General features: G+C 64.5%; 19 protein-coding genes. 18 read left to right on the top strand and 1 reads right to left on the bottom strand.

Features of this window, described 5'->3' with window-relative positions:
- Positions 1–20 precede the first annotated feature (20 nt).
- The 17 genes from iscU (at position 21) to B9N93_RS22460 (ending at position 9,652) form a co-directional block, all read left to right on the top strand.
- A complete protein-coding gene (gene iscU, locus B9N93_RS22540; protein WP_085216633.1) occupies positions 21–440 on the top strand; it encodes a Fe-S cluster assembly scaffold IscU in 420 nt (139 codons plus the stop codon).
- Positions 441–465: 25 nt separating this feature from the next.
- The gene (gene erpA, locus B9N93_RS22535) at positions 466–876 is read left to right on the top strand and encodes an iron-sulfur cluster insertion protein ErpA (RefSeq protein ID WP_085216632.1); all 411 of its coding nucleotides are present in this window, start codon (positions 466–468) and stop codon (positions 874–876) included.
- 14 nt (positions 877–890) lie between these two features.
- Entirely contained in the window at positions 891–1,214 is a 324-nt protein-coding gene (iscA, locus tag B9N93_RS22530; protein ID WP_085216631.1) for an iron-sulfur cluster assembly protein IscA, read from the top strand.
- A 248-nt stretch (positions 1,215–1,462) separates the two neighbouring features.
- Positions 1,463–1,996: a Fe-S protein assembly co-chaperone HscB gene (hscB, locus tag B9N93_RS22525; protein WP_085216630.1), complete on the top strand. Its 534-nt coding sequence runs from the start codon at positions 1,463–1,465 to the stop codon at positions 1,994–1,996.
- Positions 1,996–3,864 (top strand): Fe-S protein assembly chaperone HscA, encoded by a 1,869-nt coding sequence (hscA, locus tag B9N93_RS22520; protein WP_085216629.1) that lies wholly within the window; start codon positions 1,996–1,998, stop codon positions 3,862–3,864. The genes hscB and hscA overlap by 1 nt, the downstream gene beginning before the upstream one ends.
- A gap of 1 nt (position 3,865) precedes the next feature.
- Positions 3,866–4,207, top strand: coding sequence for an ISC system 2Fe-2S type ferredoxin (gene fdx, locus B9N93_RS22515; RefSeq protein WP_085216628.1), 342 nt, complete (start codon positions 3,866–3,868; stop codon positions 4,205–4,207).
- A gap of 2 nt (positions 4,208–4,209) precedes the next feature.
- Positions 4,210–5,400 (top strand): homocitrate synthase, encoded by a 1,191-nt coding sequence (nifV, locus tag B9N93_RS22510; protein ID WP_085216627.1) that lies wholly within the window; start codon positions 4,210–4,212, stop codon positions 5,398–5,400.
- Entirely contained in the window at positions 5,397–5,741 is a 345-nt protein-coding gene (gene nifW / locus B9N93_RS22505) for a nitrogenase-stabilizing/protective protein NifW (RefSeq protein ID WP_085216626.1), read from the top strand. Before nifV ends, nifW begins: the two co-directional genes overlap by 4 nt.
- Positions 5,742–5,889: 148 nt before the next feature.
- Positions 5,890–6,216, top strand: a complete 327-nt coding sequence (locus tag B9N93_RS22500; RefSeq protein ID WP_085216625.1) for a (2Fe-2S) ferredoxin domain-containing protein — start codon at positions 5,890–5,892, stop codon at positions 6,214–6,216.
- 2 nt (positions 6,217–6,218) lie between these two features.
- Positions 6,219–6,713, top strand: a complete 495-nt coding sequence (locus B9N93_RS22495) for a hypothetical protein (RefSeq protein WP_085216624.1) — start codon at positions 6,219–6,221, stop codon at positions 6,711–6,713.
- A gap of 147 nt (positions 6,714–6,860) precedes the next feature.
- Positions 6,861–7,160 carry a 2Fe-2S iron-sulfur cluster-binding protein gene (locus tag B9N93_RS22490; protein ID WP_085216623.1) on the top strand — a complete coding sequence of 100 codons (300 nt, stop codon included), beginning with the start codon at positions 6,861–6,863 and terminating at the stop codon, positions 7,158–7,160.
- Between the two features lie 131 nt (positions 7,161–7,291).
- Positions 7,292–7,639 carry a Grx4 family monothiol glutaredoxin gene (grxD, locus tag B9N93_RS22485; RefSeq protein WP_085216622.1) on the top strand — a complete coding sequence of 116 codons (348 nt, stop codon included), beginning with the start codon at positions 7,292–7,294 and terminating at the stop codon, positions 7,637–7,639.
- 4 nt (positions 7,640–7,643) lie between these two features.
- Positions 7,644–7,904 carry a BolA family protein gene (locus tag B9N93_RS22480; RefSeq protein WP_085216621.1) on the top strand — a complete coding sequence of 87 codons (261 nt, stop codon included), beginning with the start codon at positions 7,644–7,646 and terminating at the stop codon, positions 7,902–7,904.
- Between the two features lie 108 nt (positions 7,905–8,012).
- On the top strand, positions 8,013–8,249 hold the full coding sequence (locus tag B9N93_RS22475; RefSeq protein WP_085216620.1) for an FmdB family zinc ribbon protein: 237 nt from the start codon (positions 8,013–8,015) through the stop codon (positions 8,247–8,249).
- A 39-nt stretch (positions 8,250–8,288) separates the two neighbouring features.
- Positions 8,289–8,597: a hypothetical protein gene (locus tag B9N93_RS22470; RefSeq protein WP_085216619.1), complete on the top strand. Its 309-nt coding sequence runs from the start codon at positions 8,289–8,291 to the stop codon at positions 8,595–8,597.
- Positions 8,598–8,688: 91 nt separating this feature from the next.
- On the top strand, positions 8,689–9,366 hold the full coding sequence (locus B9N93_RS22465; RefSeq protein ID WP_085216618.1) for a fumarylacetoacetate hydrolase family protein: 678 nt from the start codon (positions 8,689–8,691) through the stop codon (positions 9,364–9,366).
- Between the two features lie 94 nt (positions 9,367–9,460).
- Positions 9,461–9,652 carry a hypothetical protein gene (locus tag B9N93_RS22460; RefSeq protein ID WP_085216617.1) on the top strand — a complete coding sequence of 64 codons (192 nt, stop codon included), beginning with the start codon at positions 9,461–9,463 and terminating at the stop codon, positions 9,650–9,652.
- Between the two features lie 7 nt (positions 9,653–9,659).
- Here the strand turns inward: B9N93_RS22460 and B9N93_RS22455 are convergent.
- Positions 9,660–10,792 (bottom strand): IS630 family transposase gene (locus tag B9N93_RS22455; RefSeq protein WP_125468899.1). Its coding sequence is split into 2 segments (ribosomal slippage): positions 9,660–10,360 and positions 10,360–10,792, totalling 1,134 coding nucleotides; the frame shifts between segments, so codons are not numbered across the junction.
- A 307-nt stretch (positions 10,793–11,099) separates the two neighbouring features.
- On the opposite strand from B9N93_RS22455, the gene B9N93_RS22450 reads away from it, so the two are divergent.
- A complete protein-coding gene (locus B9N93_RS22450; protein ID WP_085211327.1) occupies positions 11,100–12,230 on the top strand; it encodes an ISAs1 family transposase in 1,131 nt (376 codons plus the stop codon).
- Positions 12,231–12,674: the final 444 nt, after the last annotated feature.

The following is a 12,674-nucleotide window of genomic DNA, read 5'->3' as shown; positions in this document are numbered from 1 at the left end:
CCCCATCCCGGAGAACCATCATGGCGTACAACGAAAAGGTCATCGACCATTACGAAAATCCCCGCAACGTCGGCACCCTCGACACCCAGGACTCGGACGTGGGCACAGGCGTCGTCGGCGCGCCCGCGTGCGGCGATGTGATGAAGCTGCAAATCAAGGTCAACGACGCCGGCATCATCGAGGACGCCAAGTTCAAGACCTATGGCTGCGGCTCGGCCATCGCCTCCAGTTCCCTGGTCACCGAATGGGTGAAGGGTAAGAGCATCGACGAGGCCCTCAGCATCAAAAACTCCCAAATCGCCGAAGCCCTGGCCCTGCCGCCGGTGAAAATCCATTGCTCGGTGTTGGCGGAAGACGCCATCAAGGCCGCCGTCAACGACTACCGCGCCAAGAGCAACACCAACGACTCGGGCTACGACATCTGCAAGACCGCCGCTTAATTCCCAAATCCTAGGAGCCGTCACCATGACCGCCATCAACGCCCTGGCCGATTTCCAAGACCCGACGCCGCCGCCCGCCGCGCTGATCTTCACCGCCAACGCCGCCAACAAGGTGGCCGAACTCATCGCCGATGAAGGCAATCCCGATCTCAAGCTGCGGGTCTATGTCTCGGGCGGTGGCTGTTCCGGCTTCCAATACGGCTTTTCCTTCGAGGAAGCCATCAACGAGGACGACACCACGGTCCAGACCGACGGTGTCACCCTCATGGTCGATGCCGCCAGCCTGCAATACCTGATGGGCGCGGAAATCGACTATCAGGAAGGGCTGGAAGGCTCGCGCTTCGTCATCAAGAACCCCAACGCGGCGTCTTCCTGTAGCTGCGGTAGTTCGTTCTCGGTGGCCGAGGGCACGACCTGTTCCTCCAAGACCCAATAAGCGGAGCGCATCCCATGGCTGTCACCTTGACCGAAAAAGCCGCCCGCCAGGTGAAAAAACACCTGGACGCCCGGGGTTCCGGGCTGGGGTTGCGGGTGGCCGTGAAGACCTCCGGGTGTTCCGGCCTCGCCTACGCCCTGGAATTCGTGGACGAATCCGCCCCCGAGGACCAGACCTTCGAGTGCCACGGCGTCACCCTGCTGGTGGACCCCAAGAGCCTCGCCTATATGGAAGGCACCGAACTGGACTATGTGCGGGAAGGCTTGAACGAAGGTTTCAAGTTCAACAACCCCAACGTCAAGGGCGAGTGCGGTTGCGGCGAAAGCTTCACCGTTTGAACCCTTTTCCCCGGCGCTAGGGCATTTTCACGTGATTGATAGCGGTGGGCGTGTATTCCGCGCCCACCGGGATAGCCCAGGAGTAGTGGGCATACATGCCCACCCTACGGCTGAGCGTAACCCCAAACCGGAAACGCTCTAGGCCGCAGACCATAGGGCGGGGCGCGACCCGCCGATTCCGCGCATAGGGCGGGTGAGGCCGACGCCGACCCGCCCCGCGCAGACCGCATGAAAACCAAGGTGCGACGATGACCCCGGCGGCAACCCGCGATTACTTCGAATTGTTCCAACTGCCCGTTTCGTTCCAGTTGGACCTCGACCAGCTCGACCGTCATTACCGGGAAATCCAAGCGCGGGTGCATCCCGACAAGGCCGCGCACCTGAGCGACAGCGAAAAACGCCTGTCCCTGCAATGGGCGACCCTCGCCAACGAGGCTTACCAAACCCTCAAGAAACCGCTGGACCGGGCGCGGTATCTCCTGCGCCTGCAAGGGGTGGACACCGCCGAGGAAAGCAATACCCAGATGCCGACCGAGTTCCTGCTGGAACAGATCGAATGGCGCGAGGAATTGCAACAGGCCCGCGCCCTCAAGAGCCTGGAAGGGCTGGACCGGCTGGCGGCGCGTTTGCGGAAAGAGATGGACACCTTGTTCACCTCGCTCTCGACCCTGATCGATGTGGAACGCAGCCACCCCACGGCGGCGGACGTAGTGCGCCAATTGGCGTTCCTGGAAAAGCTAGGCCGCGACATAGGCCAGGCCCAAGCTGAATTGGAGGACTGATGGCCCTGCTGCAAATCTTAGAACCCGGTGCCAAGCCGAAAGCCCCACCGCGCAAGCTCGCGGTGGGCATCGACCTCGGAACCACCCATTCCCTGGTCGCCACCGTCAAGGACGGCCAGACCGTCGTGCTGGAAGACGAACAAGGCCGGGTGTTACTGCCCTCGGTGGTGCATTACCACGCCGACCATCGGATCGACGTGGGCTACGACGCCACCGTCTGGCAGAGCGACGATCCCGCCAACACCTTCGTCTCGGTCAAGCGCTACATGGGCCGCGCCCGCCAAGACCTGCCCGAACGCACCGGCACCCCTTACAAATTCGTCGATGCCCCCGGCATGGCCCAGTTCGAGACCCAGGCCGGCATCGTCAGCCCGGTCCAGGTGTCGGCGGAAATCCTCAAGGCGTTGAAGGTCCGGGCGGAACAGGATTTGGGCGGCGAACTCGCGGGCGCGGTTATCACCGTCCCGGCTTATTTCGACGACGCCCAGCGCCAAGCCACCAAGGACGCCGCCAAGTTGGCGGGGCTGGAAGTCTACCGTTTGCTCAACGAACCCACCGCCGCCGCCGTGGCCTATGGCCTGGACCAAGGCGCGGAAGGTGTATACGCGGTTTACGACCTGGGCGGCGGCACCTTCGATATTTCGATTTTGAAGCTGACCCGCGGCGTGTTCGAAGTGTTGGCCACCAATGGCGACCCGGCGCTGGGCGGGGACGACTTCGACCATGCCATCTGCGATTGGCTGCTGAAGGAGACCGGCAACGAACTATCGCCCACCACCGGCGATGTGCGCCGCTTGCTGACCGCCGCCCGCGCCGCCAAGGAACGCTTGTCCGACCAAACCCAAACCCAGGTCACGGCGCGGATGTCCAACGGGGCCGCCATGGAACGTCCGCTGACCCGCGAACTGTTCGAAGGCCTCACCGAAGGCCTGGTCAAGCGCACGCTGTCCCCGGTGCGGAAAGCCCTGCGCGATGCCGGCCTGGGCATCGAGGATGTGAAGGGTGTGGTCCTGGTCGGCGGTGCCACCCGGATGCCTTGCATCCGCAAGGCCGTGGCCGATTTCTTCCAGCAGACGCCGCTGATCAACCTCGACCCCGACCGGGTGGTCGCCCTCGGTGCCGCCCTGCAAGCCAACGCGCTGGCGGGCAACCGCGGCGACGATGATTGGCTGCTGCTCGACGTGATCCCGTTATCCTTGGGCATCGAAACCATGGGTGGTTTGGCCGAGAAGATCGTCCCCCGCAACGCCACCCTGCCCATCGCCCGCGCCCAGGAATTCACCACCTGGAAAGACGGCCAGACCGCCATGAGCATCCATGTGGTCCAAGGCGAGCGCGAACTGGTGAGCGAATGCCGTTCGCTGGCGCGGTTCGAGTTGCACGGGATTCCGCCGATGGTGGCGGGCGCGGCACGGGTCCGGGTCACGTTCCAGGTCGATGCCGACGGGCTTTTGAGCGTGTCCGCCGCCGAGCAAATCAGCGGAGTCGCGGCCCATATCGAGGTAAAACCCTCCTATGGCCTGCAAGATGGCGACATCACCCGCATGATCGAGGATTCCTACCAGCACGCCCAGGACGACATTGAAGCCCGGCGCTTGCAAGAGCAAAAGGTCGAAGCCGCCCGCTTGCTGGAAGCCACCGAGGCGGCGCTGACCATAGACAGCGGCCTGCTGACGGCGGAAGAACTGGCGGTCTTGACCGAGGGGATGCAAGCCCTGCGCGTCACCACCGAAGGTTCCGATTGGGCGGCGATCAAGCAAGCCGCCGACGCCCTCAACGATGCCAGCCTGCCCTTCGCCGCCAAGCGCATGGACCAAAGCATCAAAACCGCCCTCACCGGCCAGAAGCTCGAAGAACTTGGGGTTTGACATGCCGAACATCACCGTCCTGCCTCATGCCGAACTCTGCCCCGAAGGTGCGGTGGTCAAAGCCCGCAAAGGCCAGACCCTCTGCGAAGCCCTGCTGGCCGCCGAGATAGAAATCGAACACGCCTGCGAACACGCCTGCGCCTGCTCGACCTGCCATGTCATCGTGCGCCAGGGCTACCACTCCCTGGACCGGCCCAACGAGGACGAGGAAGACATGCTGGATAAGGCTTGGGGCTTGGAAGCGCAATCGCGGCTGTCCTGCCAAGCCTTCGTCAAGGGCGAAGACCTGACCGTCGAAATCCCCCGCTATAGCCGTAATCTGGCGAAAGAGAGGAAGGGCTAGCCATGGCGCGCGACCCCGTCATCAACGACACCACCCTCCGCGACGGCGAACAAACGGCGGGCGTGGCCTTCAATCCGGAGGAAAAGCTCGCCATCGCCCAAGCCCTGGCCGAAGCCGGGGTGCCGGAGATGGAAATCGGCATCCCCGCGATGGGGCCGGAAGAGCGGGACATCATCGCCGCCATCGCCGGGCTGCGCCTGCCGTCGCGGCTGATGGTCTGGGGCCGAATGTGCGAGGCAGACCTGGAAGCCGCCACCGGCTGCGGTGCCCATCTGGTCAATCTCTCGATCCCGGTGTCCGACATCCAATTGCGCCATAAACTCAACCGCGACCGCGCCTGGGCGCTGGCCACGGTGGACCGCTGTGTCCGCCGCGCCCGCGAGACCGATATGGACGTGTGCGTGGGCGGCGAGGATTCTTCCCGCGCCGATCCCGAATTCCTGCTGCAAGTACTGGAAACCGCCCAAAAAGCCGGTGCCCGCCGTTTCCGCTTCGCCGACACCTTGGGCATCCTCGATCCCATCGCCACTTTCGAGCGTATCCGCCGCTTAGCCGCGGCGGTCGATCTCGAAATCGAAATGCACGCCCACAACGATTTCGGCCTCGCCACCGCCAATACCCTGGTGGCGATCCAGGCCGGGGCCAGCCACGTCAACACCACGGTCAACGGCCTGGGCGAACGGGCCGGCAATGCCGCCCTGGAAGAAACCGTGATGGCTTTGCATCAGCTCTACCAGCGTCCGACCGGCATCGATGTCGGGCGGTTCCGGGCCATTTCCGCCCTGGTGGCCCAGGCTTCGGGCCGTCCGGTCGCGCCGAATAAAAGCATCGTCGGCGAGGCCGTGTTCACCCACGAAGCCGGCATCCATGTCGATGGCCTTCTGAAAAACCCCCTGAATTATCAAGGCGTCGATCCCAAGACCCTGGGCCGCGAACACCGCATGGTGCTGGGCAAGCACTCGGGTTCCCGCGCCGTGATCCAGCGCTACCGCGAACTCGGCATCGCCCTCAGCGAAACCACCGCCGCCGTGCTGCTACGCCGCATCCGCATCCACGCCAACCAAACCAAGCGCACGCCCAGCGCCGCCGAACTGCGGGGTTTCTACCGCGAGGCGACGGGCGAAGCCCAGTCGTCCGGCAGCCTGGCCCGGCGGCGCATCACCGGAACCACACTGATGGAGGCCAATTTATGAACCCTGTCTTGGAACGCATCGCCGGATTCTCCGATACCGAGCAATTCCTGGATTTCTTCGGCGTTGAATACGACCCCGGCGTGGTCCACGTCAACCGGCTGCACATCATGCGGCGCTTCGGGCAATACCTGAGCCGCACGCCCATCCCGGACGATATGGACGAAACCACCGCCATGGAAACCTGCAAGGGCCATCTGATCCAGGCGCTGAACGATTTCGTCAAATCCACCGCCGCCCAAGAGAAGGTATTCAAGGTGTTTCAGGAGCAGGATGGCAACAAGAACATCTCCCTCGACAGCATGAAAACCAGCCTCTCGGCCAGCCGCAAAAAGGCCGGCTAAGGGTATGGCGGTAATCGATGTCCCTATTGCCCACGCCAAGGAAAAAGCACACAAAAATCTTTGTGCCTTAGCGCCTTTGCGTGAGACTTTGGACAACTTGCCGCCGGAACACGAATAACAAAACACCGTCCCCAGAGGATTCACCACCATGCCAAAGCCACAAAAACACGTTTTCGTCTGCGCCCAGGCCCGCCCGCCGGGCCATCCCCGCGGCTCTTGCGCCCAACTCGGCTGCGCCCAGGTTTTGCAGACCTTCGCCCAGCAATTCGAGCAAGGCCAGTTGTACGGCCAGTTCGCCCTCACTAGCACCGGCTGCCTGGGTGCCTGCGACCAGGGTCCGACCGTGATCGTCTACCCGGATGCCGTGATGTACGCCAAGGTCAAGCCGGAAGACGTGGCCGAGATCGTCAGCGGCCATCTCAAGGAAGGCGCGCCGGTCGAGCGTTTGTTGGCCCCGGCGGCGGTTTGGGGCTGACCATGGACATCCGGGAAATCGGTTCCGCCAAGCCCCGCGACACCTTCTACGCCAGCGTCGTACCGCCCGAGGTCGGCGGCCTGCTGGAAGAGGCCATGGGTTCCTATCACGACACGGCCAAGGCCGAGGCCTTGCTGTTGAAGGCGCGGAGCCAAGCCCCGGAAGCCTTGGCGGTGTATTTCTCGATCTACAAGTTTTATTTCTACAAGGGGAAATTGGCCGCCGCCGAGGCCGCCGTCCGCGCGGCCCTGGCGACCGCCGCCCGCCTGGGCGGATTCCCCGACGATTATCCGGCCTTGACCCCGGACACCACCGATTGGAGCCGCCACGACAGCCCGCAACATTTCTACCTATTCTCGCTCAAGGCGCTGGCCTTCATCCGCCTGCGCCAGGGCGATAGCCTGGGCTGCGAGGCCATTCTCGGCAAGCTCGGGGAATTGGACCGCGCCGACACGGTGGGTGGCTCGGTGATCGGGGCGCTGGCGGCGGGGATATAGCCGGATAGGGCGGGTTGGCGCAGCGTAACCCGCCGTTTGCAAGAGTCGGCGGGTTACGCCGGGGTACCGGCCCACCCGCCCTACATGCCTGTGTTCCATGCGGGAGCGGGCTTACAACCACCAAAAGTAAAGTACAGAGGTACAACAATGACCACGCTGACCATCCAGCCCTCCGGCAAGACCGTCGAAGTCACCGAGGGCATGACCCTCCTGGAAGCCATCCTGGCCGCGGGCGAAAACCTGATGCACAAATGCGGCGGCAACGCCCAGTGCGGTAGCTGCCACATCTTCCTGCAAGCCGGAAAGAAGGGCGTTTCGCGGCCCGCCGCCCCGGAGCATTCCAAGCTCGACACCATCGTCGGCGTCGGTTCCAAATCGCGCCTGGCCTGCCAGAGCAAGGTGCTGGGCACCGAGGATATCACCGTGGAACTGCTGAGCTTCGTCTAAACCGGCCCTTGGGTGGCCCGGATGGAGCGCGGCGGAACCCGGCGACCGGGTTCTCCGGAAATCCTCCAGGATTCCGCGCGGCTCCCTCCGGGCCACGGGTTCCACCTTCACCCCCGACTGAGTATCCAACCATGAGCGACATCGAAGACATCATCCGCAAGCAGATCGCCGAGCATCCGGTCATCCTCTACATGAAAGGCGTGCCGGAAATGCCGCAATGCGGTTTCTCGGCCAAGGCCGTGGCCGCGCTGCAAACCACCGGCATCCCCTTCGCCTATGTCAACATCCTGCAAGCCCCGTCGATCCGCGAGAAGCTGCCCAGCATCTCGGAATGGCCGACCTTCCCGCAGTTGTTCGTCGGCGGCGAATTGGTCGGCGGCAGCGACATCGTGGCCGATGTCGCCCAGAAAGGCGAATTGAAACCGATGATGGAAAAGGCCGTGGCCGCCAAGCAGGCGGCGGAAGCGGCGGCGGGTTAAGGCCATGGAAATCGCCGAAGTCCGTGCGCTGATCGAAACCGGCCTGCCCGGCTGCGAAACCCTGGTCGAGGGCGAGGGCTGCAATTTCTCGGTGGTGGTGGTTTCCCAAGCCTTCGAGGGCTTGAGCCCGGTCAAACGCCAGCAAAGGGTGTTGGAAACCGTGCGGGAACCCCTGGGCACCGGCGCCCTGCACGCCATCAGCATGAAGGTCTACACCCCGCCCGAATGGCAACGGGAAGCGGCCAACGCCGCGCCCGCCGCCTAAGGCGCATTCCGAGGTTTTCGCACACCGGCCAGCCTGGAACCGGGCACGGCGGGACGTCCCGTCCCACGTTCCCAATATCGACGTAATCCCACGAATACGGAAAACCTTATGCCGATCTACGATTACCACTGCCCACAATGCGATAAGCAATTCGAACTCCTGGTCAGCGCTTCCAGCGTGCCCACCTGTCCCCATTGCGGCGGCCAGAACCTGGAAAAACTACTGTCCCTCACCGCGCCCCAGGGCAAGATTCCCGGCATCATCGCCAAGGCCCGCGGCCAGGCGGCGAAGGAAGGCCATTTCAGCAACTATTCCAAGGCCGAACGCGCCAAGCTCAAGGTTTAGCGCGGTTCCCCCCATTTCTCCTATCGAGGTCGATACGCCATGAGCACCTTCATCAAAACCACCGCGGATGGCCGCAAGGTCGAGGTCATTGGTACCTACGTGTGCCTCGACGGCAAGCCGGAAGCCGACCGGCTGGTTCCCGTGCTGGAACACCCCAATGTCCGCGCCATCATCACCGCCGTGCCCGAAGCCACCCATATGGCCGGTCGCTTGGCGCTATCGGCGGACGAGGCCGCCAGCGTGCAAACCGCGCTGACCCAGGGCAAAACCGTCGTGGACCCCAATCCCCAGGCCATCGCCGAGCGCATCCGCAACGCCCAACGGGCCGCGCTGGTGGCCCGCGACTGAACCCGCGCCGTTCCGCCGTCCTCACCCGACACGCCAAAAGGCCGCGCCCGCGGCCTTTTTCATCGGTCCCCCCGCAACCCACGGATCAACCATGCAAAAATACGCTTTCCCCACCGCGCCGGTGGTCAGCCTGCCGGCCATGTCCAGCCATCCCTTCCCGGTGCGGCGCATCTTCTGCCTGGGCGGCAACTATCCCGACCCGGCCGTGTCCGGCGAGCCCGGCACGCCGTTCTTCTTCACCAAGCCGGTGGAAGCCCTCCTCCAGAATGGCGGGACGCTACCCTACCCGCCCGGCACCGCCGAACTGCGCCCGGAGGTGGAACTGGTGGTGGCCTTGTCCAAGGGCGGCATGAACATCCCGGCGGACAAGGTCGAGTACGATTATGTGTTCGGCTATGCCGTCGGCCTCGATATGACCTTGTACGACATGCAGCGGGCGGCCCAGGCCCGGGGTTTGCCTTGGGACCTGGCGAAGGGCTTCGACCACTCGGCCCCCTGTTCGGCCATCACGCCGGAGTTTTATTCCGGGGCGATCTCCAAGGGCAGGATCGAGCTCAAGGTGAACGGCGAAATCCGGCAGGCCGCCGATCTTGGCGACATGATCTGGAAGGTGCCCGAGATCGTCAGCCGGCTCTCGGCCCTGGTGCGGCTGTGTCCGGGGGACTTGATCTATACCGGCACGCCGGTCGAGGTCTGCGCCGTCAACAAGGGCGACGTCCTCGAAGCCACGGTGGCGGGATTGGAACCCTTGACCATCACCATCGGCTAGGTCGCATCGCCCCGCGCCCTTAAGCCGGGATTCAGATTCGGCACCCTATATTCACCGCCGAGTCCGATCAACCCCGTTGCCAAGGAGCGACCCCATGCACACCTCCCCCAAGCCGATCCATACCGGCCATCCCCGCGCCGGAAAAACCCCGGAAGATATCCACCCGCCGGAACCGTCCACGGCGGGAAGCCGTCCGCTATTCGGCTATCAACGTTGGCTTGAGCCGCAGGAAGACGACGAAGGCGGCGAATCGCCGCTCCATATGGCCTTCCTCGGCCAGGACTAGTGCTCTGTCACCCGTCGAATGTGGGGTAGAGCTTGCGGAGCTTGATGCGGGCGTCGGCGGTGGTGAATTGCCAATTGGCCTTGACCTGGGTTTGGTTGCGGCGCTCTGTCCAGGCGGCGACGTGGCGGACCAGGTCGTCCCGTTGGCCGACGCGCTCGGGCAGGTCGCGGGCCAGGGCGCTCAGTTCGATCTCGGCCATGTCCAGCCAACTGCCGTGCTTGGGCGTGTGGTGGATCTCCAAGCGCTCGGCGATCCGCCGGGCTTCCTCCGGCGGGAAGGCCTCGTACAGGCTGGCCGCCGAGTGCGTGTTCAACTGGTCCATGACCACCACGACCTTGTCCGCGTCCCGGTAGCGTCCATCGACCAGGTCCCGGACGATTCCGGCGAAGTCCTTGCGGGTCCGGCCCTCGGTGACCCGGGCCTCGCGCCATCCCGCCAGGGGCTCGAAGGCCATGAACAGGCTGCCCACCCCGTTGCGGACGTACTCGCTGTCGTAGCGCTCCGGCTGGCCGGGCCCCATCGGCAGGGGTTCGCGCACCTCGCCCACCAACTGGACGAAGGACTCGTCCAAGCAGACCACCGGCAGCCTGGGGTCGTAGGGCCGCCGGTAGACCTCCAGCACGTCCTCCATGTCGGCTACGAACTCGGCCGAGGCCTTGGGCGGGATGACCCACATCTTGCGGAGGTGGGGCTTGAGCTCGTTTTTTTGAGCGTGCGCCGCACGGTTTCGTAGGACACGGTTTCGGCGTAGTCCAGTTCGACCATCCGGTCCGCCAGCAACCGCAGCGTCCAGCGCGGCTTGCCCCCGGGCGGCTCGGAACAGGCCAGCGCGATCAGCCGCGCCTCCTGCTCCCCGTCCAGCAGGCGGGCGTACACCCGGTCGGTCGGTTTGGGCACCAAGGCGGCTTCAATGCCCTGCTCCACGAAACGTTGCCGTACCCGCTCCACCGTGCGGACGTCCACGTTCAACGCCTCCGCTATCCCGGCGTCGGTGCGGCCCGGACCGCCCTCGGCCTCGTCGGCCTGCAACAGGATGCGGGCATGGGCCAGCTTCCGCGCCGCGCCTTTGCCACTCCCGATCAACCCCTTCAAATCGCCCCGCTCCTCGGCGGTGAGCGTCACCCGGTATCGCTTCGCCATCTCACACCTCCGGTCCCTCGGTTTGGCAATGCCCGCCAAACCTTCAAGCCTTAGACCCGGCAACCTAGGCGTGATGCTGCACTAGGGCGTTCCGGTGAATCCGGCAAGAAGATACCGTTCGGTATCACGCATCGCCCGCCTGGATGGCTCCCGAGTCGGCGGTATTCCCCGATCCCTTGCCCGCATGGGCCGGGTTCAGGAGGGGTTCAGGGGTGTCTACCTACAGGGCAATCGCACGAAGGAAAGCTTGACAGCATAGGGCCATAAGTGGTTGATGGCGGGTCTTTGCCTTGGACAAGGAGCCCCGATGGAAACCGCCGAGAAGAAGCCGCTGCTGGAGCATTTCGCCGACCTGGAAGACCCGCGCACCCGCCAATCCCGACATGATTTGAAGGAGTTGCTGCTGGTGGCGGTCTGCGCGGTATTGAGCGGAGCGGACGGCTGGGCGGCGGTGGCGTTGTGGGGCCGGGCCAAGCTGCCGTGGCTGCGGCGGTTCCTGCCGTTCGAGAACGGGGTGGCCTCGCACGACACGTTCGGACGGGTGTTCGCGCTGCTGGACGCGGCGGGATTCGAGGAGCGGTTCATCGCCTGGATGGGCGGGGTGTGCGGGGCGCTGGCGGGGCTGCAAGTGGCCATCGACGGCAAGACGGCCAAGCGGTCGAAGTCGGCGGGCGGGAAGGCGCTGCACTTGGTGTCGGCGTATGCCCATGGGCTTGGGCTGGCGTTGGGGCAGGTGAGGACGGCGGAGAAGTCGAACGAGATCACGGCCATCCCGGAGTTGCTGGACGCCCTGCTGCTCAGGGGCTGCGTCGTGACCCTCGACGCCATGGGCTGCCAGAAGGCCATCGCCGCGAAGATCGTGGGGCAGGAGGCCGACTACGTGCTGAGCGTGAAGAACAACCAGCCCGGCCTCGCGGCGGCCCTGGACGGCTTCTTCGACGAGGGCGGGCGCGACGGTTGGGAAGGCAGGCCCCACACCCACGCCGAATGGGTGGAGAAGGACCATGGCCGGATCGAAACCCGCCGCTGCGTGGTCGCAGAGGATGTGGACGGACGGGTGGACCGCGCCGACTGGCCGGGGGTCAGGACGCTCGCCATGGTCGAGGCCATCCGCGAGGTGGGCGGGACCACCAGCCGCGAGCGGAGGTATTACATCAGTTCGCTGAGCGTGGACGCCGCCCGTATGGGCGAAATCGTGCGGGGACACTGGGGCGTGGAGAATGGCCTGCACTGGTCTTTGGATATTGCCTTCGGCGAGGACCAGGCCCGGATGCGCGAGGGCAACTCGGCGGAGAACTTCTCCATCCTGCGCCGCATCGCCCTCAACCTGCTCCGCCAGGACAAAACCACCAAGGCCGGCATCAAGAACCGGCGGTTGCTGGCCGGATGGAACGACGAGTACCGCCAACATATCCTCGGAATTCAAACACTTGCTTGATGCGATTGCCCTGTGTCTACCTATTTTGATCGCCAACCCACGGCAAACCCCATGTGGAGGAGAAGCGATGAACACCAATGACCACGGTATGGCCTAAGACATCGGCGGAACTACCCGCGCCGGATCGGATGGCTGGAACGCCTTCCGACCGTCTGCGAGGGGGTTGGGAACGGGATACTAGCCCGGTTCCCCACGCATTCCCGACGATCCCTTGGGCGACGCCTACGACGGGGACGAGTGGCTGTTCCATATGGCCTACGCTTGCGATTAGTGCGCACTCCGCGCGGCATGGCCGCACGGAGTGCGGGGAAGCATGCTTCCCGGCCAATATCACCGCAGTGATCCCGGACATCGTCGGTGCGCGGCCATGCCGTGACGGCACCGTTGTCGACGGCTTTCAGGCCCGGCCCTGGCGCAACCCGTGGCACCCTCCGTTCGCCAACA

Origin of the sequence: Methylomagnum ishizawai (assembly GCF_900155475.1) — a bacterium.
GTDB lineage: Bacteria > Pseudomonadota > Gammaproteobacteria > Methylococcales > Methylococcaceae > Methylomagnum > Methylomagnum ishizawai_A.
This window is presented reverse-complemented; position numbering and strand designations above follow the sequence as displayed.

Bases quoted from the DNA above. Each gene is read 5' to 3' on its own strand.
- iscU (WP_085216633.1), top strand. From the start codon at position 21: ATGGCGTACAACGAAAAGGTCATCGACCATTACGAAAATCCCCGCAAC.
- erpA (WP_085216632.1), top strand. From the start codon at position 466: ATGACCGCCATCAACGCCCTGGCCGATTTCCAAGACCCGACGCCGCCG.
- iscA (WP_085216631.1), top strand. From the start codon at position 891: ATGGCTGTCACCTTGACCGAAAAAGCCGCCCGCCAGGTGAAAAAACAC.
- hscB (WP_085216630.1), top strand. From the start codon at position 1,463: ATGACCCCGGCGGCAACCCGCGATTACTTCGAATTGTTCCAACTGCCC.
- hscA (WP_085216629.1), top strand. From the start codon at position 1,996: ATGGCCCTGCTGCAAATCTTAGAACCCGGTGCCAAGCCGAAAGCCCCA.
- fdx (WP_085216628.1), top strand. From the start codon at position 3,866: ATGCCGAACATCACCGTCCTGCCTCATGCCGAACTCTGCCCCGAAGGT.
- nifV (WP_085216627.1), top strand. From the start codon at position 4,210: ATGGCGCGCGACCCCGTCATCAACGACACCACCCTCCGCGACGGCGAA.
- nifW (WP_085216626.1), top strand. From the start codon at position 5,397: ATGAACCCTGTCTTGGAACGCATCGCCGGATTCTCCGATACCGAGCAA.
- B9N93_RS22500 (WP_085216625.1), top strand. From the start codon at position 5,890: ATGCCAAAGCCACAAAAACACGTTTTCGTCTGCGCCCAGGCCCGCCCG.
- B9N93_RS22495 (WP_085216624.1), top strand. From the start codon at position 6,219: ATGGACATCCGGGAAATCGGTTCCGCCAAGCCCCGCGACACCTTCTAC.
- B9N93_RS22490 (WP_085216623.1), top strand. From the start codon at position 6,861: ATGACCACGCTGACCATCCAGCCCTCCGGCAAGACCGTCGAAGTCACC.
- grxD (WP_085216622.1), top strand. From the start codon at position 7,292: ATGAGCGACATCGAAGACATCATCCGCAAGCAGATCGCCGAGCATCCG.
- B9N93_RS22480 (WP_085216621.1), top strand. From the start codon at position 7,644: ATGGAAATCGCCGAAGTCCGTGCGCTGATCGAAACCGGCCTGCCCGGC.
- B9N93_RS22475 (WP_085216620.1), top strand. From the start codon at position 8,013: ATGCCGATCTACGATTACCACTGCCCACAATGCGATAAGCAATTCGAA.
- B9N93_RS22470 (WP_085216619.1), top strand. From the start codon at position 8,289: ATGAGCACCTTCATCAAAACCACCGCGGATGGCCGCAAGGTCGAGGTC.
- B9N93_RS22465 (WP_085216618.1), top strand. From the start codon at position 8,689: ATGCAAAAATACGCTTTCCCCACCGCGCCGGTGGTCAGCCTGCCGGCC.
- B9N93_RS22460 (WP_085216617.1), top strand. From the start codon at position 9,461: ATGCACACCTCCCCCAAGCCGATCCATACCGGCCATCCCCGCGCCGGA.
- B9N93_RS22450 (WP_085211327.1), top strand. From the start codon at position 11,100: ATGGAAACCGCCGAGAAGAAGCCGCTGCTGGAGCATTTCGCCGACCTG.